The sequence below is a fragment of the Mesorhizobium sp. AR02 genome (genome assembly GCF_024746835.1).
Classification (GTDB): Bacteria; Pseudomonadota; Alphaproteobacteria; order Rhizobiales; family Rhizobiaceae; genus Mesorhizobium.
In genome coordinates, this window is record NZ_CP080531.1 from 4073999 (window position 1) to 4092196 (window position 18198).

22 protein-coding genes are annotated in these 18198 nt (G+C 63.5%); 8 read left to right on the forward strand and 14 right to left on the reverse strand.

The features are described from left to right. Nucleotides 1-21 precede the first annotated feature (21 nt). The gene (nth, locus tag DBIPINDM_RS23885) at nt 22-825 is read left to right on the forward strand and encodes an endonuclease III (RefSeq protein ID WP_258581521.1); all 804 of its coding nucleotides are present in this window, start codon (nt 22-24) and stop codon (nt 823-825) included. Here nth and DBIPINDM_RS23890 read toward each other — a convergent pair. Then, entirely contained in the window at nt 822-1277 is a 456-nt protein-coding gene (locus DBIPINDM_RS23890) for a DUF2214 family protein (RefSeq protein ID WP_258581522.1), read from the reverse strand. The two genes, nth and DBIPINDM_RS23890, sit on opposite strands and share 4 nt — an antisense overlap. A gap of 171 nt (nt 1278-1448) precedes the next feature. Between DBIPINDM_RS23890 and DBIPINDM_RS23895 the strand changes: the two genes are divergently transcribed. Both DBIPINDM_RS23895 and DBIPINDM_RS23900 read left to right on the forward strand, forming a co-directional pair. Next, nucleotides 1449-1679, forward strand: a complete 231-nt coding sequence (locus DBIPINDM_RS23895) for a YdeI/OmpD-associated family protein (protein ID WP_258581523.1) — start codon at nt 1449-1451, stop codon at nt 1677-1679. Nucleotides 1680-1805: 126 nt separating this feature from the next. Next, nucleotides 1806-2345, forward strand: coding sequence for a GNAT family N-acetyltransferase (locus DBIPINDM_RS23900; protein ID WP_258581524.1), 540 nt, complete (start codon nt 1806-1808; stop codon nt 2343-2345). Nucleotides 2346-2361: 16 nt separating this feature from the next. On the opposite strand, the gene DBIPINDM_RS23905 is transcribed toward DBIPINDM_RS23900, so the two are convergent. The 3 genes from DBIPINDM_RS23905 to DBIPINDM_RS23915 all read right to left on the reverse strand — a co-directional run bounded on the left by DBIPINDM_RS23905 (nt 2362) and on the right by DBIPINDM_RS23915 (nt 6148). Then, on the reverse strand, nt 2362-4863 hold the full coding sequence (locus tag DBIPINDM_RS23905; protein ID WP_258581525.1) for an EAL domain-containing protein: 2502 nt from the start codon (nt 4861-4863) through the stop codon (nt 2362-2364). A 360-nt stretch (nt 4864-5223) separates the two neighbouring features. Continuing rightward, the gene (locus DBIPINDM_RS23910; RefSeq protein WP_258581526.1) at nt 5224-5700 is read right to left on the reverse strand and encodes an NUDIX hydrolase; all 477 of its coding nucleotides are present in this window, start codon (nt 5698-5700) and stop codon (nt 5224-5226) included. 127 nt (nt 5701-5827) lie between these two features. Continuing rightward, a complete protein-coding gene (locus tag DBIPINDM_RS23915) occupies nt 5828-6148 on the reverse strand; it encodes a hypothetical protein (protein WP_258581527.1) in 321 nt (106 codons plus the stop codon). A gap of 33 nt (nt 6149-6181) precedes the next feature. On the opposite strand from DBIPINDM_RS23915, the gene DBIPINDM_RS23920 reads away from it, so the two are divergent. Together DBIPINDM_RS23920 and DBIPINDM_RS23925 are read left to right on the forward strand one after the other, a co-directional pair. Then, nucleotides 6182-6691: a hypothetical protein gene (locus DBIPINDM_RS23920; protein ID WP_258581528.1), complete on the forward strand. Its 510-nt coding sequence runs from the start codon at nt 6182-6184 to the stop codon at nt 6689-6691. Between the two features lie 36 nt (nt 6692-6727). Continuing rightward, nucleotides 6728-7306, forward strand: a complete 579-nt coding sequence (locus DBIPINDM_RS23925; RefSeq protein ID WP_258581529.1) for an invasion associated locus B family protein — start codon at nt 6728-6730, stop codon at nt 7304-7306. A gap of 51 nt (nt 7307-7357) precedes the next feature. On the opposite strand, the gene coaBC is transcribed toward DBIPINDM_RS23925, so the two are convergent. The 6 genes from coaBC to ubiE form a co-directional block, all read right to left on the reverse strand. Beyond that, on the reverse strand, nt 7358-8590 hold the full coding sequence (gene coaBC / locus DBIPINDM_RS23930; RefSeq protein ID WP_258581530.1) for a bifunctional phosphopantothenoylcysteine decarboxylase/phosphopantothenate--cysteine ligase CoaBC: 1233 nt from the start codon (nt 8588-8590) through the stop codon (nt 7358-7360). A 25-nt stretch (nt 8591-8615) separates the two neighbouring features. Further along, complete coding sequence (locus DBIPINDM_RS23935; protein ID WP_258581531.1) at nt 8616-9017, reverse strand: type II toxin-antitoxin system VapC family toxin; 402 nt, start codon at nt 9015-9017, stop codon at nt 8616-8618. 2 nt (nt 9018-9019) lie between these two features. Next, the gene (locus DBIPINDM_RS23940; RefSeq protein WP_258581532.1) at nt 9020-9274 is read right to left on the reverse strand and encodes a FitA-like ribbon-helix-helix domain-containing protein; all 255 of its coding nucleotides are present in this window, start codon (nt 9272-9274) and stop codon (nt 9020-9022) included. 2 nt (nt 9275-9276) lie between these two features. Continuing rightward, nucleotides 9277-9486, reverse strand: coding sequence for a FitA-like ribbon-helix-helix domain-containing protein (locus tag DBIPINDM_RS23945; protein ID WP_258581533.1), 210 nt, complete (start codon nt 9484-9486; stop codon nt 9277-9279). 78 nt (nt 9487-9564) lie between these two features. Further along, on the reverse strand, nt 9565-11139 hold the full coding sequence (ubiB, locus tag DBIPINDM_RS23950; protein ID WP_258581534.1) for a 2-polyprenylphenol 6-hydroxylase: 1575 nt from the start codon (nt 11137-11139) through the stop codon (nt 9565-9567). Nucleotides 11140-11206: 67 nt separating this feature from the next. Then, nucleotides 11207-11983 (reverse strand): bifunctional demethylmenaquinone methyltransferase/2-methoxy-6-polyprenyl-1,4-benzoquinol methylase UbiE, encoded by a 777-nt coding sequence (ubiE, locus tag DBIPINDM_RS23955; protein ID WP_258581535.1) that lies wholly within the window; start codon nt 11981-11983, stop codon nt 11207-11209. 134 nt (nt 11984-12117) lie between these two features. Here ubiE and DBIPINDM_RS23960 point away from each other — a divergent pair, with 134 nt between their 5' ends. From DBIPINDM_RS23960 to DBIPINDM_RS23970, 3 genes are all read left to right on the forward strand, one after another. Continuing rightward, nucleotides 12118-13092 (forward strand): adenosine deaminase, encoded by a 975-nt coding sequence (locus DBIPINDM_RS23960; protein ID WP_258581536.1) that lies wholly within the window; start codon nt 12118-12120, stop codon nt 13090-13092. 149 nt (nt 13093-13241) lie between these two features. Next, the gene (gene upp, locus DBIPINDM_RS23965) at nt 13242-13871 is read left to right on the forward strand and encodes a uracil phosphoribosyltransferase (protein ID WP_172234653.1); all 630 of its coding nucleotides are present in this window, start codon (nt 13242-13244) and stop codon (nt 13869-13871) included. Between the two features lie 121 nt (nt 13872-13992). Further along, nucleotides 13993-14556: a TIGR02281 family clan AA aspartic protease gene (locus DBIPINDM_RS23970; RefSeq protein WP_258581537.1), complete on the forward strand. Its 564-nt coding sequence runs from the start codon at nt 13993-13995 to the stop codon at nt 14554-14556. Here DBIPINDM_RS23970 and deoA read toward each other — a convergent pair whose 3' ends face one another. The 4 genes from deoA to DBIPINDM_RS23990 form a co-directional block, all read right to left on the reverse strand. Next, nucleotides 14557-15876, reverse strand: coding sequence for a thymidine phosphorylase (deoA, locus tag DBIPINDM_RS23975; protein WP_258581538.1), 1320 nt, complete (start codon nt 15874-15876; stop codon nt 14557-14559). Then, entirely contained in the window at nt 15876-16685 is an 810-nt protein-coding gene (locus DBIPINDM_RS23980; protein ID WP_258581539.1) for a purine-nucleoside phosphorylase, read from the reverse strand. The genes deoA and DBIPINDM_RS23980 overlap by 1 nt, the downstream gene beginning before the upstream one ends. Before the next feature lie 81 nt (nt 16686-16766). Beyond that, the gene (cdd, locus tag DBIPINDM_RS23985) at nt 16767-17159 is read right to left on the reverse strand and encodes a cytidine deaminase (protein WP_258581540.1); all 393 of its coding nucleotides are present in this window, start codon (nt 17157-17159) and stop codon (nt 16767-16769) included. 66 nt (nt 17160-17225) lie between these two features. Then, nucleotides 17226-18197 (reverse strand): ABC transporter permease, encoded by a 972-nt coding sequence (locus DBIPINDM_RS23990; protein WP_258581541.1) that lies wholly within the window; start codon nt 18195-18197, stop codon nt 17226-17228. Nucleotide 18198 lies beyond the last annotated feature (1 nt).

The following is an 18198-nucleotide window of genomic DNA, read 5'->3' on the forward strand; positions in this document are numbered from 1 at the left end:
ACAGGATATTATAGGAGGGAAATGGCGAGCCCCAAGTCCAAAGATTCTTCCATGCCCGAAAAAGAGCTGCCGCCCGGACGGCGCGATGGTTCGAATGTCAAGCCGCGTCCACGGCCGGTGCGGCGGACTTCGCGCTACAGCCCGGCAGAAGTGCATGAGATCTTCCGGCGCTTTTCGGTCCAGCGGCCGGAGCCGAAGGGCGAGCTCGAACATGTCAACGCCTTCACGCTGCTGGTGGCGGTGGTGCTTTCGGCGCAGGCGACCGATGCCGGCGTCAATAAGGCGACAAGGGCGCTGTTCAAGGTGGCTGACACGCCGCAGAAGATGCTGGCGCTTGGGGAGGCCAAGGTCGGCGATTACATCAGGACCATCGGTCTGTGGCGCAACAAGGCCAAGAACGTCATCGCACTGTCGGAAGCGCTGATCCGCGCCCATGGCGGCGAGGTGCCCGACGACCGCGATGCGCTGGTCAAACTGCCGGGGGTCGGGCGCAAGACCGCCAATGTCGTGCTCAACATGGCTTTCGGCCAGCACACGATGGCCGTCGACACGCATATTTTCCGCATCGGCAACCGGCTTGGGCTGGCACCCGGCAAGACGCCTGAACAGGTCGAGCAGGGGCTGCTGAAGATCATCCCCGACGAATATATGCGTCATGCGCATCACTGGCTGATCCTGCATGGCCGCTATGTCTGCAAGGCGCGCAAGCCGGATTGCCCGGCCTGCGTCATCGCCGACATCTGCAAGGCGCAGGAGAAGACAACCGACGTGCCGGCGCCCTTGGTGCCGATCGCTCCGCTGGAAACGGCGGTCTCCGGCGATTAGTAGCCGTAACCACGCGCCATCGCCGCCGCGAAGACCGGGATCAGCAGGAAGACGAAGGCTTCGGCGCGGATATAGGTCTTCACCGAGGCCAGTTCGCTCGTGGGTACAGTGAAGGAGGGATTGGCGCCGGCCTGCCTGTTCCAGGAAATGAAGCGCACGGTCGGGATGATCGACAGCAGCCCGACGATCGCAAACGCCGCCATCTTGGCCCAGAACACCCAATTGTAGACGTAGAACTCCCAGCCCTTGAGGCCCCAGAAGACACGGCCGATGCCGACGATGATGATCAGCGCGGCGATGATGCCATAGTGACGGTCGATGCCGGCGAGCCGCTTGAGCGTCGCGGCGGGCAAGTCGCCGCGGATCAGCACGAATTCGGCGCCGATGATCCCTGCCAGGGAAAACACCAGAAGATGATGGACGATGGCAAGCACAAGGTCGGTCGTGTCCATGCTTTTTCCCTTGGGTTTGAGCACCAGCCGCGTCTGAAAGAAGGTCGCGCCGGCAGGTGCTGAATCAGCTTGCGGGGAAAGTAACACCGTCGCCCAGAATTCCCATAGCGGAGCTTGTACATGGCCACAGGCAGTGTTGACGCGAGGTCTTTGCACGTTAGGTTCGCAGACATGACCGGATTGAAACGCGCCCTGAATCCGATGCCTGACGCGGTCCGCGCCGCCTTGGCGGAGCGCAGGTTGATGACAGCCTATGAAGCCCGGCCGGATTACCAGAGGAACGACTATCTGGGTTGGATTGGCCGCGCCAAGCGCCCGGACACCAGGCGGAAGCGGCTCGACCAGATGTTGGACGAATTGCAGCGTGGTGGCGTCTACATGAATATGGTTTGGCACGGCTGAAATTCTGCTCCGACCGCTGCAGACGTTGCCCGCTGCCGCTTCCCTGGATGATGGCGCATCTTCTGCTGGCCCTTGCACCGCAGGGGCGATTTGCTAAGCGCGGATAACATCAGCGAGGCAAATCTCATGAACAATCCGCAAGCGACCGTCGCCCCCGTCATCGAGACGCAGCGAACCATTCTGCGGGCGCACCGGCTGGGCGATTTCGATGCCTATGCCACGATGTGGGCCGACCCGGTCGTCACCCGCTTCATCGGCGGCAAGCCGCGCACGCGCGAGGAAAGCTGGATGCGCTTCCTGCGTCATGCCGGCCTGTGGTCGCTGCTCGGTTACGGCTTCTGGGCGATCGAGGAGAAGGCAACGGGCCGCTTCGTCGGCGAGGCCGGGTTCCACGATCTGAAGCGCGACATGGAACCGTCGATCGAAGGCATTCCCGAGGCCGGATGGGCGCTGGCTCCGACCGTGCACGGGGCGGGCCTTGCCACAGAGGTTGTCGGCCGTGTCCTGGCATGGGGTGAAGAAACATTCGGGCGCACGAAAACCGTCTGCATCATCGATCCCGAAAACTCCGCCTCGTTGAATGTAGCTGGCAAGGTCGGCTATCGCGAAGTGTTGCGGACCACTTATCACGACGCCCCGACCGTCCTGCTGGAGCGGCTGTCCTAAACCGGGATGGGAGCCTCTAGCCAGCCTTGCGGCGCAGCTTGCGTGCCAGATCGGCCCACGGATCGGTCGCGTCGGTCGCGGCCGCTTTAACGCTCGGGCCGAGCAGCACTGTCGAGGCATCGAACGGCTTCGGCCTGGCGATCCCATAGCCCTGGGCATAGTCGACGCCGATCGTCTTCAGGGCGGCGATGATGCCGTCGCTTTCGACGAACTCGGCGATGGTGCGCTTGCCCATGACCTTGCCAATGTGGTGGATCATCTCGACCATGGCGCGGTCGATGCGGTCGTCGAGCATGTCCTTGACGAAGCTGCCGTCGATCTTGAGGTAGTCGACCGGCAGGTGCTTGAGATAGGCGAAGGACGACATGCCGGAGCCGAAATCGTCGAGCGCGAAGCGGCAGCCCAGTCCGCGCAGATCGGCGATGAAGCGCATGGCGTTGGTGAGATTGGCGATGGCGCTGGTCTCGGTGATCTCCAGGCAGATCATGGCAGGCGAAATGCCATGGACGAGGAACTGCTCGCGCAGGAAGCCTAGAAAGGTCTCGTCGCCGAAAGTCGCGCCGGAAAGATTGATGGCGCATGTGGCGATCGGCGGCGTGCGCGGATCGGCTTGCCGTACGGCCAGGATGCGGAAGGTGTTGCGCACCACCCAGCGGTCGATCGACGGCATCAGGCCGTAGCGTTCGGCCGCGGGGATGAAGCTCTGCGGGGTGACGAAGCTGCCGTCTTCGTCGGTCAGCCGCAACAGGATCTCGATATGCGCTCCCGCCTCGGCGACGTCGTCGTTGAGCGGCCAGATTTCCTGGGCATGAAGCCTGAAACGATTTTGCTCCAATGCGGCGTGCAGGCGCTGCACCCAGGCCATCTCGCCGAAACGTTCGCGCAAGGCCGTGTCGCCGTCGCTGTGGATCTGGACGCGGTTGCGGCCCTTTTCCTTGGCCATGTAGCAGGCGACATCGGCGGCCCGCAGCGCTTCCTCGATCGTCACTTGCGCATTGGCGATCTGCACCATGCCGATGCTGACGCTGGTGTTGAAGGGTCTGCCATCCCAGGCGAAATGCATGTCCTGCACGGCCGCGCGCAGCCGTTCGGCGATGTCGGCTGCGTCGTTGGCTTCACAATCGACCAGCAGCACGCCGAATTCGTCGCCGCCCAACCGTGCCAGCACGTCGCCCGGTCGCAATTCGGTGGTCAGCAGCGCGGAAATCTGGCGCAGCAACTGGTCACCCGCGGCGTGGCCACAGGTATCGTTGACCAGTTTGAACTGGTCGAAATCGAGATACATCAAGGCATGCTGCCGGGGCTGGCCCTGCAATTCGACGATCGTCCTTTCGAGCCGGCTTTCGAAATCGCGCCGGTTGGCGAGCCCGGTCAACGCGTCATGCGACGCCTGCCAAGAAAGCCGCTCGATATAGTCCTCCTCGCGCGTCATGTCGTGGAAGGCGAGCACGGCGCCGACGACTTCACCGGAAACGAGCAGCGGCGCGCCGGTCAGCGCGACGGGAACAACAGAGCCGTCCGGCCGCTGCAGCAATTGCGGACGGGCGCTGGACCGGCGCGGCTCGCCGCCCAGCAGGCATTCAATCAGTCGGGGTTCTTCAACGCTGGTGTCTTTGTCCACCAGCCGGAACAACGAAGCGATCGGTTTGCCCTTGGCGCCGCTGAACGGGCAGGCCAACAATTTCTCTGCGACCGGGTTCATATAGTCCAGCCGTCCGTCAGCCCCGGTGCTGATCACGGCCTGGCCGATCGAAGCCAGCGTGATTTGAGCGCGCTCGCGCTCGGTATTGAGCGCCAGCTGAAAGGCTTGCCGCTGCGCCAGAAGCTTGCGGGTGCGCCACACGGCAAGCAGGATCAACAAGGCGGCGGTGACGAGATTGGCAAAGGTGAGCAGCATCCGGATGAAGCGCGATCCCTCGCCAAGACTGTCCGAAAAAGCCTTGGAAAGAGGGCTGATCTGACGATCTAGCTGATGGATGTCCGTCTTCCAGGCGTTGATCTCAGCCGGTGACGCCTGCCCCTTGCTCAACGTCGCGTGCATCGCGTCGCCGAGCTGCTGGATGGCGAGGATCATCGTGTCGGCGGCGGTCCAGTGGCGGATAGCTGTGTCGAGATAGATGAAGCTGCGGAAATTCTGGAACAGCCAGATCATTCCGGCAACGTCGTCCGGATGGTTTCTGCCCTGCAGAAAGCCGGCGCGCGCCGCTTCAGTGTCGGGTTCGGGCTGCTCGAGCGCCAGGCGGGCCGAGCGGTCGGCCAGCGGAACGGCGATCGCTTCGCGATACTCGCCGAAGAATTCCTCATTGCCGGTGTCGGCATAGAGGCTGAGGAAATAGATGGCGTGCTTTTGCCCCTTGGACCACTGGCTTTCGCCGCCGACATAGGCGCGAACCGCCGACAGGGTGTAGAGGCTGAGGCTGGCGACCAGCGCCTGGATGAGGACGACGGCGATGAATGGCCACACAAGCCCGAGAAGGCGGGGGCTCGCGTCCATCGATGACGGCTTCATCGAATTCATGGACGTGCCTGATCCTGTCAGCGCGTCTGTCCGGCTGTTTCATCCGCCGGTTGAGACGATGTTCTTCGCTCATGTCGCTCAGATGGCGACAGCAATCGGGTATCACGCCGGACTTAACAGCAAATAAATAGTTCCGTTCTTTACAAAGTCGATTCTTGCCGCGAGTTAGCCGAATATTACGTTACGTCAAGCAATTTCTTCAAGTTTGATCAATTTGTATTGGGAGCCTGATCGAGCCTTTTTCGAGTTCGCAACTGGGGAACTAGGGCGACCGGTGCCGCGCGAATGGCTGTGGGCCTATACCGGTACACCATCGCGACCGTTTCCCGAAGATGGCGACAGCGGCGAGTGAGGGCTGCCTCAGGCAGCGTCAATCGGCGCTGGCCGGTCGATCGTCAAGGTCCTCACCAGCGTCGACAAATCGGGCTCATCGATCAGCATCGCCGCGTCGGCTGGCGTAAGCCAGGCCCGCTGCCGCCGCTTGGCTTCCTGCCAGTTGGCCAGTTCCTCGGTCACCTCAAGCAAGTAGACGATGACGTCGACACGGACAAAGCGGTTGGTCAGCCGCTTCCAGTAGGAGTAGGTGCCGGCCGGCTGCTTCAGGGTCTTGCCGAGTACGCCGGCTTCCTCCTGCGCCTCGATGGTGGCTGCCTTGCGGCCGCTCTTGCCTTTCATCGGCCAGCCCTTGGGGACGATGAAGCGTCTCGTCGTCCGCGACGTGACCAGCATCACCTCGAACTCGCCGCCCGCGGTCAACCGAAAGGGGATCGCCGCGACCTGACGGATCCGCTCGCCTTTCTTGGCCTTGCGCACGGCCTTTTTCTTGGTGGCTGCCATTCGTAACAATCCAGTCGGTGCAGTGCCCCATAGCGTGATGCGGCGCCTTTGCAAAACCCAAACTACCGCAGGGGCATCTGAAGGCCCCTATCATGTAAGTCGGCTAATTAAAAGAGTGGTCCGCCTGTCAGCGACAGGTGCTCACAGCAGTGCTGCCGATTATCTGTGTCTGGCAGCTCGGCCTGACCTGCGGCACCACCGGCGGCGGCTGCTGGACGATAACCCGGTCCTGGGCACGATATTGCTGCTGCTGCTGCTGAAATTGCTGCCGCTGCACCCGGTTCTGCAAGATCTGCAGATCGTTCTGCTGGATCAGCGCGTTACTTTTGGCCGCTGGATTGAGCACCTGCGCGGAAGCGGGCAGCGTTAAGCCGGCCACCAAAGCCGCGGCCAGCACGGCCGACCGGCGCGCCGATATCGGCTCATTCCTGCGAAAAATCCTGCTCATCCGTCATATATAGGGTGTTCGCCCGGCGATGCCATGGCCGGCATATCGGTCGCCTTGAAATCAATCACGCCTCCGCCCTGTCCTGGCCATCCGGCCGGTGGCCGCGTATCGCCGTCGGAAAGCTTTGGTCACAGTAATCCGCACCGGCACGATCACCACGACCGGCAAGGACTCGGTCGCCATCGCCCCGTCCGTGGGCAGCGGCGCAGCGCCAACATGTACTATTCGGCGCCCCCGGCTCTGGAGATCGGCACCGACATTGCGCTCAGCGACATTGCCAGCGTTCGCCTCCATGGAAAGGCCGGAGTGGAGTTCTCCAACAAGGAGTGGGAGATCGAAGGCCGCTTCGCGGCGGCGGAGAATCTGCCCGGCAACCCCGCATTGCACTTGACGGAAGCGATCGATTCGCCGCTCTATCGGGTCGGCGCCGGCCTCGAGCTGAATGGCGTCAACGGTGTCGGCATGTCCGTCAGGTATAACGGCGCCTTCGGGGAAACGATCAAACAGAATGCAGCCAGCGCGTCTCTCAAGGTCAGTTTCTAGGCTGGCTCGAGACGGAGCCGGGCGGGAGAGGTCTTGATGAGGAAATACGCGTATTTCGCAGCGATGCTGGGTGCGGCCTGCATTGTCGGGCTGCCGGCCATGGCCGCGCAGACCAAGGGCGACAAAGTGGCCGCGCCGCCTGCTGCGGCTGATGCGCCGCAACTGCCCGGCGGGGCATCGGCTCTGTCCGAAACCCATGGCGACTGGACGGTCAATTGCCAGATATCGGGCACGAACAAGGTCTGCAGCCTGTCGCATCAGCAGTTCAACAAGCAAAGCAACCAGCGGCTGCTGGCGATCGAGCTGTCGAGCAAGACTGGCGACGACGCCACCGGGACCCTTGCCCTGCCGTTTGGCCTGGCGCTCGCCAAGGGCGTCAACCTGACCATCGACGACCAGAAGCTCGACGGCAGCCTGGCGTTCAACACCTGCCAGGTGGTCGGCTGCCTGGTGCCGGTGGCGTTCGACGCCAATGTCACGCCGCTGCTCAAGAACGGCACGACGCTGAAGATCGATGCCTTCGCGGCCGATACCGGACAAGCGGTGAGCTTTTCCATTCCGCTCAACGGTTTCAGCGGGGCGCTCGCCCGTACGGCGGAGCTCTTGTCCAACTGACGGCTGAGGTCACCGGTAAGTGTTGGCGGCAGACGCTTCCGCCAACACTTGTCAAACGACGATCGTTTTCAGCCGCTCGGCAATGAGGGCGGCGAGCCGCGCCGCCACCTCGTCCTTGGTCATTTCGGGCCATTCCTCGACGCCGGCCTTCGACACGATCCGCACCCGGTTGCGATCACCGCCCATGACACCTGAAGGGCCGATGCCGCTTTCGTGCGACACATCATTGGCGACGATGAAATCGGCACCTTTCTTCCTGAGCTTGGCCTCTGCGTTGCGCAAAAGATCCTGCGTCTCGGCGGCGAAGCCGATGACCAGGCCGGGCCGCTGGCTGTGATGGCCGACGCCGGCAAGGATGTCGGGATTCTCGACCATGCGCAGCACCGGCGGGCCTTCGCCCGCCACCTTCTTGATCTTCTCACCGGCCGAATTCTCGCTGCGCCAGTCGGCGACGGCGGCGACGAACACTGCCGCGTCCGCCGGCAGAAGCTGTTCGACCGCATCGCGCATCTCCTGCGCACGCTCGACATGGACGGTCTTCACACCGGCCGGATCGGCAATGCTGACCGGACCGGAGACCAGCCGTACGTCAGCACCCAGCTTCGCCAATGCTGCGGCGATAGCGTGTCCCTGCTTGCCGGACGAACGGTTGGCGATGTAGCGCACGGGGTCGATCGGCTCATGCGTCGGGCCGGAGGTGACGATGATCTTGCGCCCCGACAGTGGCTTTGGGCCGGCATCGAGCAGCGTCTCGACCGCGGCGACGATCTCCAGCGGCTCGGCCATACGGCCTTCGCCGGCCTCATTGCTTTCGGCCATCTCGCCCCTGGCCGGGCCAACGAAGCTGATGCCGTCCTTGCCCAATGTCGCGCGATTACGGCGGGTGGCCGGATGCGCCCACATTCTGGGGTTCATCGCCGGCGCCATCAGCACCGGCTTGTCGGTGGCCAGCAGCACGGTCGAGGCAAGATCGTTGGCATGGCCGTTGGCAAGCTTGGCCATCAGATCGGCGGTGGCGGGCGCGACCACCAGAAGGTCGGCCTCGCGCGACAGCCTGATGTGGCCGACATCATGCTCGTCATTGCGGTCGAACAATTCGGTGAAGACATGGTCGGCCGAGAGCGCGCCAACAGACAGCGTGGTGACGAATTCCTGTGCCGCTGATGTCATTACCACGCGCACCGCGGCTCCGCGCTCGCGCAGCCGGCGGATCAGGTCGAGCGCCTTGTAGGCGGCAATGCCGCCGCCGATGATGAGCAGGATGCGCTTGCCGGAGAGGCTCATGGCTGAGACCAGTTCTTTTCCAATGTCATTCCGGCTTCAGCGCCGGTTCGATGTCGGTATGGATGAAATCATTGCCCTTGAAAAGCAGCGGCAGGTTCTGGGTCTTGGCGAGGGCATAGGCGAAACAATCACCCATGTTGAGTTTTGCCCGGTGGCCACTGCCGCGGCCATAGAGTGCGTAGGCTTCAATCCCAGCCTGCGCATGTTCGGCAGAGAGAGCGACAATCGTGACTTTCAGTCTTGCCAGAAGGCCTGTTAACGCTGCTGTGCCGGCCGCGCCATAGCGTCCAACAACAACCGTGCCGCACTCCATCAGGGTCGCGGCGCTCATCAATATACGTTGATTTCCGGCGAGGCGTTGGGCGATCGCTGGTGCGTCAGGTTCCTGCTTCAGGATAGCCAGGATCGCCGAGGTGTCGACCACCACGGTCAGTCCTCCTCAACGAAAGACCAGAGATCATCGGTGAGTTTCTTCTGATCGAAATCCACTTTTTGCAGTCGTCGGCCGAATTCGAGGATTTCCTCCGCCGTCACGGCACCGTCATCATGTTCGCCGGCCGGCGCCACCTCCTTGAGCAAAAGGTTTCTCGCCTCCTGCTCCATCGACACGCCATGCCGGGCAGCTCGCTCGCGCAGCTTCTGCTTCAGATCGTCGTCGAGGTTGCGAATGGTCAGGGTGCCCATGATTACTTTTGCATCCCTGCCGCCGGTCGAACCCCGATCTCGTCCTTGAATGTCAGGCCACGACGATCAAAGCCTTTCGTGGTCGGAAGCCCAACGGATGCCGCGAGCACATCGCGCGCCTCCTGCTCCATGGAAACGCCGCGCGCGGCGCCGCGTTCACGCAGCCGCTGCATGACATGGTCTTCCAGGTTGCGGACGGTAATCCTAGCCATAGTCGCGCTCCTGCACGCAATATAGCGATCTCGCTCGCTGACTGCAATGACAGCAGTGCTGTCATTGCCAGCATGCCGTCAGAGCAGCTTCCAGGCGATATAGACCAGCGTCAGCGCGATCACCCACAGCGCGACGCGGCCGGAGCGGCTGTAGCGGGCCTCGGCCTTGCCGATGGCACGCGCCGTGGTCTCGTCGAAGCGCAGCCCGTGCTCGGCCATCAGGTCGATCTCGCGCGACAGCCGGTCGGTGCGCGTGGCAAGCTCGGGCACCTGGCGAGCCAGCGTCAACAGCGCCTTGGCGCCGTCGCGCGCATCGATCATCATGCCACGCGGGCCAAGGTTGCCGGCGATCCAGCCGCCGACCACCGGCTCGGCTGTCTTCCACATGTTGAAGGCCGGATCGAGCGTGCGCGCCACGCCTTCGACCACCACCATGGTCTTCTGCAGCAGGATCAGTTCCGGTCGCGTCGCCATGTCGAAGAGTTCGGTCACTTCGAACAGCAGCGTCAGAAGTTTGGCCATGGAGATGGTCTCGGCCGGCTGGCCATGGATCGGCTCGCCAATGGCGCGGATCGCTTGCGCGAAGGCCGCGACATTGTGCTGGCGCGGCACGTAGCCGGCCTCGAAATGCACTTCGGCGACGCGCAGATAATCGCGCGTGATGAAGCCATAGAGGATTTCGGCGAGGAAGCGGCGCTCCTTCTTGCCGAGACGTCCGGCAATGCCGAGGTCGACGGCGACGATGGTGCCGTTCGCCTCGACGAACAAATTGCCCGGATGCATGTCGGCGTGGAAGAAGCCGTCGCGCAAAGTATGGCGCAGGAACGACTGGATAAGATTGGCGGCGATCGCCTTCAGATCATGGCCGGCCTCCTCCAGGCCTGCGATGTTGTTCATCTTGACGCCGTCGACCCATTCCATCGTCAACACGTCGCGACCGGTGCGCTCCCAGTCGACGGATGGCACGCGGAAGCCCGGATCGTCCCTGGTGTTCTCACCAAGTTCGGAGAGTGCCGCCGCCTCGAGGCGCAAATCCATCTCGATCTTGGTGGTCTGCGCCAGCGTTTCGGTCACCTCGACAGGCCGCAGCCGGCGAGAGGAGGGGATGTATTTCTCCTGCAGGCGGGCGGCAAGGAAATAGCTTTCGAGGTCATGGAAGAAGCGGCGGCGCACGCCGGGCCGGATGACTTTCACCGCGACCTTGGTGGCAACGCCGTCATGGATGGCTTCGGCGGTATGGACCTGAGCGATGGAAGCGGCGGCGACCGGGTCGCCGAACTCGGCGTAGAGATCGCCCACCTTGCGCCCGAGCGAGGCTTCGATGGCCGCGACCGCCTCGGCCTTCGGGAAGGTGTGCATCTTGTCCTGCAGCATGGCGAGATCGAGCGCCATGTCGTTGCCGACGACGTCGGGCCGCGTCGCCAGGAACTGGCCGAGCTTGACATAGGACGGGCCGAGCCGGACGACCGCCTTGGCCAGCCGGTCGCTGCGCTCATAGGCGAGTGCGCGGCGGCGGGTAAACAGCCGCGCCAGCCGCCAGCCGAATTTCGGCAGGCCGGACAGTTCCTCGCCCGGCAGAGCGGCGATGACGCCCTCGCGCACCAGCACCCAGCCGGCCCGTGCGAGCCTGAAACCAGCGCCGACGCTGCTCATGGCTGCACCCAGGCCGGGCCTTGCGACCGACACGAGCTATATCGAGGATGGGAAATGCGATGCCGCCTCAAAGCTTCCAGCCCGAATGCAGCGCGGCAATACCGCCGGAATAGTTGCGGAAGGAAACGCGGTCGAAGCCGGCGCGGGAAATCATCGCCGCGAAATTCTGCTGGTTGGGGAATTTGGCGATCGACTCGACCAGATAGGAATAGGGCTCGCCGTCGCCGGTGACCATCTTGCCGATCCTGGGAATGGCGTTGAACGACCAGGCTTCATAGGCCTTGTCGAGCAGCGGCATCTCGACCTCGGAAAATTCCAGGCACAGGAACCGGCCGCCTGGCTTCAGCACGCGGAACGCTTCGCTGAGCGCGACATCGATGCGCGGCACGTTGCGGATGCCGAAAGCGATGGTGTAGGCATCGAATGTGGCGTCGGCGAAGGGCAATTCCTCGGCGTTGGCCTCGACGAAATCGGTGTTGCCGGACAGGCCTTTCTTTTGCGCCCTATCGCGGCCGACACTGAGCATCGAGCCGTTGATGTCGAGCACCGTGGCATGCGCGTTGCCATGGCTGGCATCGACGATGCGGAAGGCGATGTCGCCGGTGCCGCCGGCCACATCCAAGACCTTCCAGCCCGGCCGTTTCGGCGGATTGAGCCATGTCACCATGGCAGCCTTCCACAGCCGGTGCAGGCCGGCCGACATCAGGTCGTTCATCAGGTCGTAGCGGTTGGCGACCTTGTGGAAAACATCGTTGACCAGGGACTGCTTCTCGCCTTCCCCTACACGCTTGAAACCATAGGAGGTTTCCATGCCACCCGCGGCCGTGGTTCTCTCAACTGACATTTTTTTGATCCGTCATAAAACCGGCGGGACCATAGCCGATCGATGCTGTGGGCGCTATTGTTTAAGGCGCGGTGTTCAGCCGCGCTTCCAGGTGGTGGGTTTTCAAGACCTGGACTGACCGACGGGATGTTTGAATGCCTTTGAAAGCGGAACTGCACTGCCACATTGAAGGGGCAGCGGCGCCCGAACTCGTCATCCGCCAGGCGCAGAAATACGGCAAGGATACCTCGCCCTATATCCAGAACGGTTCGTTTGTCTGGCACGATTTTACGTCCTTCCTCGCGGCTTACGATTTTTCCGCCGATCTGTTCCGCACCGAGGAGGATTATGCGCGGCTGGCCGACCATTATCTGACCAGCCTGGCCCGCGATGGCGCCATCTATTCCGAGGTCTTCACCTCGCCGGACCATGCGACGAAAGCCGGCCTGTCGCCCAAGGCCTATACCGACGCGCTCGGCGAAGGCATGCTCCGCGCCAAGGCCAAGACCGGCATAGAGGGCCGCATGATCGTCACCGGCGTGCGCCATGTCGGCGTCGAGTCGATCGAGCAGGCGGCGCGCTTCGCGGCACGCTGCGGGCATCCGCTGGTCACCGGCTTCGGCGTCGCCGGCGACGAGCGCATAGGCGAGATGGAGGACTATGTCAGGGCTTTCGAGATCGCCCGCGAGGCCGGGCTTGGCATCACCATCCATGCCGGCGAGTTGACGGGCTGGGAGACCGTGCAGGCGGCGCTCGACCATATCCGCCCCTCACGTATCGGCCACGGCGTGCGCGCCATCGAGAATCCGGACCTCGTCCGGCGTATCGCCGACGAGGGCATCGTGCTGGAATGCTGCCCCGGCTCCAACATCGCGCTCAAGGTGTTCGACAGTTTTGCCGACCATCCGTTTCCCGCCCTGCAGGCAGCCGGCTGCAAGGTGACGCTCAATTCCGACGATCCGCCCTATTTCTGGACTTCGCTGAAGCGCGAATACGATATTGCAGCGGAGCATTTTGCGATGAACGAGAAGGCGCTGGCGGCCGTCACCAGAACCGCTATCGAAGCCGCCTTCGTCGACAGGAAGACCAAGACAGCGCTTCTCGCTAGGCTGAACGGCGCGGCGCGCTGATTTTCTTCCGACAAAACTGTGGTCGATGGCGGCCAAGCGGTTCCTTGGCCGGTACATTGTCGTTAGGGTTCGCCCAGGCAGCTTGAAGCGCGACGGATCCCCGGGGATCTATGCGCGCAGTTTCGGGCGACACGCATCAGGAGAAAATCATGAAGGGCGTCACCGTCGTCGACCATCCGCTTGTCCAGCACAAGCTGACCATCATGCGCAAGAAGGAGACTTCCACTGCCGGCTTCCGGCGGCTGCTGCGCGAGATATCGCTGCTGCTCGGCTATGAGGTTACCCGCAATCTCGAACTGACGACGACGACGATCGAAACGCCGATGGAGACCATGGAAGCGCCGACGCTGGAGGGCAAGAAGCTGGTCTTCGCCTCGGTGCTGCGCGCCGGCAACGGTCTGCTGGAAGGCCTGCTCGACCTGGTGCCGGCGGCGCGCGTCGCCCATGTCGGTCTCTACCGCGACCACGAAACGCTGGAAGCGGTCGAGTATTTTTTCAAAGCGCCGAGCGATCTCGCCGACCGGCTGGTCATCGTCGTCGATCCAATGCTGGCGACCGCCAATTCGGCGATCGCAGCGATCGACAAGCTGAAGCAGCGCGGCGCCACCAACATCCGCTTCCTGTGCCTGCTGGCGGCGCCCGAAGGCATCGAGCGCTTCACCAAGGCGCATCCGGATGTCCCGGTGTTCACCGCGTCCATAGACCGCCAGCTCAATGAGAAGGGCTACATCATGCCGGGCCTCGGCGACGCCGGCGACCGCATGTACGGGACCAAGTAGTACCAGGCAAAGTTGCCTGGTACTATTTACCAAATGTTTACGCAACGGCATAGTTTCGGCGGACGTTAAAGCGGCAAACACCATACGGGGCTAAAGGATCGGCCATCACAAAGGCCGATCCATGCTGCGCAAGCTTCTCATTCTCAGCTTTTTTGCCGGGACATCGGCATCGATCCCGATTGTCTACCAGTCGAATCCGCAGATATTCGAAAACCTGCTGAAATCGGCGGTGACGGCCAAACCAGAGGTCGAGACGCAGCCGGAAGTCAGCCTGGCGTCCGTTCCCGACAAGCCGGCGGCACCGCTGCCGACCGGCCGCAAGGTCGTCGTGGCCGCGGACGGCCGTGGACACTTCTCGTCGACCTTCAAACTCAACGGCCGTCAGGTCGATGGCATGATCGACACCGGCGCGACACTGGTCGCGGTCAATACGTCGACGGCGCGCAGGATCGGGCTGTCGCTCAATCCGTCCGATTTCAGCCACGAGGTCAACACCGCCAACGGCTCGATCAAGGCGGCCGTGGTGACGATCGATCGCCTGCAGATCGGCAGCATCAGCGTCGACGGTGTGCAGGCCATCGTGCTCGACGACAAGGCGCTGCGCACCAACCTGATCGGCATGAGCTTCCTCAACCGGCTCGGCAAATACCAGGCCGAAAACGGCACACTGCTGCTTGTTCAATAATTACCCGCGCGGCAGGATCCGCCGGATGACGGTTTTGTCCGCGGCTGGTTTCGAGGCGCCGATCGCATAGGCCGAAAGCACGGCGGCGGCGGCCGCTTCGGTATCGGAGGGCGAGCGGGCGTGGATCAGCGCCAGAGCATCTCCGACGTGTACTTCCGCGCCTATGGGCAGCAGCCTGGTGATGCCGACGCTGGGGTCGATCTTGTCGTCAGGCCTTGTGCGCCCGCCGCCCAGACCAACCACGGCAAGGCCGATGTCGCGGGTGGCGATGCCGGTGACAAAGCCATTCGCCGTCGCCTTGACCGCGAATTCCGTTGCCGCCAGGGCCAAGTATTTTTCCGGTCTCTCGATGAAATCGGTAGGGCCGCCAAGCACCGCCACCATGCGCGCGAAGGTGGCGGCGGCGCGGCCGCTGGTAAGCGTCTCCGTGGCGCGCCGCATGCCATCCTGGTTGGACGACACCAGTCCCGCCGACTGCAGCATTTCGGCGGCCAGCGCCAGCGTCACATCCTCCAGCCGCCGGTCACGCAGACGGCCGGTGAGGAAATCGACGGCGTTGCGGACCTCGACGGCATTGCCGGCGGCGGAGGCCAGCGGCTCGTTCATGCCGGTGATCAGCGCCGAGACCTTCAGCCCTGCGCCGCTGGCGACCTCGACGAGGCTGTTGGCGAGCGCGGTGGCGTCACGCGACTTCTCCATGAAGGCGCCGTTGCCGACCTTGACGTCGAGCACCAGCGAACCCAGGCCGGCGGCCAGCTTCTTCGACAGGATCGAGGCGGTGATCAGCGGCACCGATTCGACGGTTCCGGTGACGTCGCGGATCGCATAGAGCCGGCGGTCGGCCGGCGCCAGATCGGCGGTCTGGCCGATGATGGCGCAGCCCGTTTCCAGCACCGCCTTGTGAAACAGCGCGATATCCGGCTGGCTGGTGTATCCGGGAATCGCATCCATCTTGTCCAGCGTGCCGCCGGTATGACCGAGGCCACGGCCGGAGATCATCGGCACATAGGCGCCGCAGGCGGCGACGATCGGCGCCAGCATCAGCGAGACATTGTCGCCGACGCCGCCGGTCGAATGCTTATCGGTGACCGGGCCGGGCAGGTCCGACCAGTCGAGCACATCGCCGGAATCTCGCATGGCCAGCGTCAACGCCACGGCCTCGTCGCGGTTCATGCCGTTGAAGAACACCGTCATGGCGAAAGCCGCGACCTGGCCATCGGTGACGGCGCCCGAGGTCACGCCGTCGATGAAGGCGGCGATTTCACCAGCAGACAGCCTGTGGCCGTCGCGCTTGTGGCGGATGATTTCCTGCGGAAGCATCAGCTCTCCAGCAGCCCGTCACGGAATACTCTGTGCAGGACCGTTGCCAGCCGCGACCCGCCGACCGGCGCCATATCCTTGGTCTCCTGGTGCGAGAGTTCGGCTCCGGTCATGCCGGCGGCCAAATTGGTGATGACCGAGCAGGCGGCGACGCGCAGGCCAAGGAAGCGGGCGAGAATGACTTCCGGCACGGTCGACATGCCCACCGCATTGGCGCCCATGATGCGCGCCATGCGGATTTCGGCCGGCGTTTCGAAACAGGGGCCGGAAAACCACATATAGACGCCCTTGTGCAGCGTGGTGCCGGTTGCCTTCGCGGCGCGTTCGATCGCCTTGCGGATGCCGGCATCATAGGCTTCGGTGAGGCCGACGAAGCGGCGGTCGCTGGGCTCGCCTATCAGCGGATTGCTGCCGGAGAAGTTGATGTGGTCCGTGATCAGCATCACCGAACCCGGAGGCATGTCAGGATCGACCGAGCCAGCGGCATTGGTGAGGATCAATTTCGTGATGCCGATGCCGGCGAGCACTTCCAGCACCGGCCTCATCGCCGCAGCATTGCCGTGCTCGTAATAGTGAGCGCGACCCGAAAGCATCAGCACCGGCACGCCGGCAAACAGCCCCGCCACCACTTCGCCGGCATGGCCGCTGACGCCGCTCCTGGGAAAACCGGGCAGGTCGGCATAGGGGACGCGGATCGGGTGCTCGATCCGATCGACAAGCACGCCGAGGCCCGACCCCAGCACCAGTGCTGTCGATGGCGCCAGGCCGTCCAGCCTTTCGATGAGATGGTCCACCGCCTTTTCGGTCATTGCAGGCATCGCTTCATTTGAGCCAATCCGTCATTCCAGCCAGCACTTCATTTGAGCCAGCACTTCATTTGAGCCAGCACTTCATTTCAGGATGTCGCCGCGGAAGCCGTAGGGCAGCATCTCGCCCATGGTCACGGTCTCGGCGACGCCCGTGTTGTCGCAGAGGTAGAGTTTTGTGTCAGGCCGGCAGAATTCGGCCAGCCGCTGGCGGCAGCCGCCGCAAGGCGAGCATTTGGCCATGCGTTCGGCAAGCACGGCGATTTCGACGATTCTGCCGCCGCCAGCCATGATGTAGTGGCCAAGCGCGGTCGTCTCGGCGCACCAGCCCTCCGGATAGGAGGCGACCTCGATGTTGGCGCCAGTGAAGACGCGCCCGTCCTCGGTGCGCAGGGCGGCGCCCACCGGAAATTTCGAATAGGGCGCATAGGCCTTGGCCATGGCGGTCCTGGCCGCTTCGAACAGATCATGCGACATTTCAGTTGTTCTCTCCGATGATCGTGTCCAAAACCCGGCGCTTGCCTCGCGCCGGGCCATCGACCCTCAGCGTTCCTTGACGTAGGGCACGCCGCCAGCGCGCGGCGGGATCGCCTTGCCGATGAAGCCGGCGAGCAGGATGACGGTGAGGATATAGGGCAGCGCCTGCATGAACTGCACCGGCACCTTGCCGATGATCGGCAGCGGTGATCCCTGCAGACGGATTGCCGCCGCATCGAGGAAGCCGAACAGCAGGCAGGCGAACATGGCGTTGACCGGCTTCCACTTGGCGAAGATCAGCGCGGCCAGCGCGATATAACCCTTGCCGGCGGTCATGTCCTTCACGAAGCCGCCATTCTGCACCATCGACAGATAGGCGCCGGCGACGCCGGTGAGGATGCCGGTGCAGATCAGGGCGCGGTAGCGCAGCCAGGCGACCGAAATGCCGGCGGTGTCGACGGCAGCCGGATTCTCGCCGACGGCGCGCAGCCGCAGGCCGAAGCGGGTGCGGAACAGCACCCACCAGGTGAACGGCACCATCAGGAAGGCGAGGTAGACCAGCAGCGAATGCCCTGAGATCAGTTCCGCATAGATCGGCCCGATGATCGGCACGTCCCTGACCGCCTCGGCGCCGGGCCAGACAATCGCGTCGAACCGCTCGCCCGGCTGCAGCGCCGGCGTGCGCCCGCCCTGCTGGAACCAGGCCTGGCCGAGGATGATGGTCGATCCGGCGGCGATGAAATTGATGGCCACGCCGGACACGATCTGGTTGCCGCGGTGGGTGATCGAGGCGAAGCCATGCACCATGGCAAAGGCGACCGAGATGAGGATCGCCGTGCCAAGGCCGAGAAAGGCTGAATGGAACACGGAAGCCGCGGCGGCACCGGCGAAGGCGCCGACCAGCATCTTGCCTTCGAGGCCGATGTCGAAGATGCCGGCGCGTTCCGAATAGAGGCCTGCGAGGCAGGCGAGCAGCAATGGCACCGACAAGCGGATGGTCGAGTCCAATATCTGCACGATGGCGATAAAGACATCCATC

Bases quoted from the DNA above. Each gene is read 5' to 3' on its own strand.
- ubiB (WP_258581534.1), bottom strand. From the start codon at position 11,139: ATGAGCAGCGTCGGCGCTGGTTTCAGGCTCGCACGGGCCGGCTGGGTG.
- DBIPINDM_RS23915 (WP_258581527.1), bottom strand. From the start codon at position 6,148: ATGAGCAGGATTTTTCGCAGGAATGAGCCGATATCGGCGCGCCGGTCG.
- DBIPINDM_RS23980 (WP_258581539.1), bottom strand. From the start codon at position 16,685: ATGACCGAAAAGGCGGTGGACCATCTCATCGAAAGGCTGGACGGCCTG.
- DBIPINDM_RS23910 (WP_258581526.1), bottom strand. From the start codon at position 5,700: ATGGCAGCCACCAAGAAAAAGGCCGTGCGCAAGGCCAAGAAAGGCGAG.
- DBIPINDM_RS23890 (WP_258581522.1), bottom strand. From the start codon at position 1,277: ATGGACACGACCGACCTTGTGCTTGCCATCGTCCATCATCTTCTGGTG.
- coaBC (WP_258581530.1), bottom strand. From the start codon at position 8,590: ATGAGCCTCTCCGGCAAGCGCATCCTGCTCATCATCGGCGGCGGCATT.
- DBIPINDM_RS23900 (WP_258581524.1), top strand. From the start codon at position 1,806: ATGAACAATCCGCAAGCGACCGTCGCCCCCGTCATCGAGACGCAGCGA.
- upp (WP_172234653.1), top strand. From the start codon at position 13,242: ATGAAGGGCGTCACCGTCGTCGACCATCCGCTTGTCCAGCACAAGCTG.
- DBIPINDM_RS23905 (WP_258581525.1), bottom strand. From the start codon at position 4,863: ATGAATTCGATGAAGCCGTCATCGATGGACGCGAGCCCCCGCCTTCTC.
- DBIPINDM_RS23925 (WP_258581529.1), top strand. From the start codon at position 6,728: ATGAGGAAATACGCGTATTTCGCAGCGATGCTGGGTGCGGCCTGCATT.
- DBIPINDM_RS23895 (WP_258581523.1), top strand. From the start codon at position 1,449: ATGACCGGATTGAAACGCGCCCTGAATCCGATGCCTGACGCGGTCCGC.
- DBIPINDM_RS23920 (WP_258581528.1), top strand. From the start codon at position 6,182: ATGGCCGGCATATCGGTCGCCTTGAAATCAATCACGCCTCCGCCCTGT.
- DBIPINDM_RS23945 (WP_258581533.1), bottom strand. From the start codon at position 9,486: ATGGCTAGGATTACCGTCCGCAACCTGGAAGACCATGTCATGCAGCGG.
- DBIPINDM_RS23970 (WP_258581537.1), top strand. From the start codon at position 13,993: ATGCTGCGCAAGCTTCTCATTCTCAGCTTTTTTGCCGGGACATCGGCA.
- deoA (WP_258581538.1), bottom strand. From the start codon at position 15,876: ATGCTTCCGCAGGAAATCATCCGCCACAAGCGCGACGGCCACAGGCTG.
- cdd (WP_258581540.1), bottom strand. From the start codon at position 17,159: ATGTCGCATGATCTGTTCGAAGCGGCCAGGACCGCCATGGCCAAGGCC.
- ubiE (WP_258581535.1), bottom strand. From the start codon at position 11,983: ATGTCAGTTGAGAGAACCACGGCCGCGGGTGGCATGGAAACCTCCTAT.
- DBIPINDM_RS23990 (WP_258581541.1), bottom strand. From the start codon at position 18,197: ATGGATGTCTTTATCGCCATCGTGCAGATATTGGACTCGACCATCCGC.
- nth (WP_258581521.1), top strand. From the start codon at position 22: ATGGCGAGCCCCAAGTCCAAAGATTCTTCCATGCCCGAAAAAGAGCTG.
- DBIPINDM_RS23940 (WP_258581532.1), bottom strand. From the start codon at position 9,274: ATGGGCACCCTGACCATTCGCAACCTCGACGACGATCTGAAGCAGAAG.
- DBIPINDM_RS23960 (WP_258581536.1), top strand. From the start codon at position 12,118: ATGCCTTTGAAAGCGGAACTGCACTGCCACATTGAAGGGGCAGCGGCG.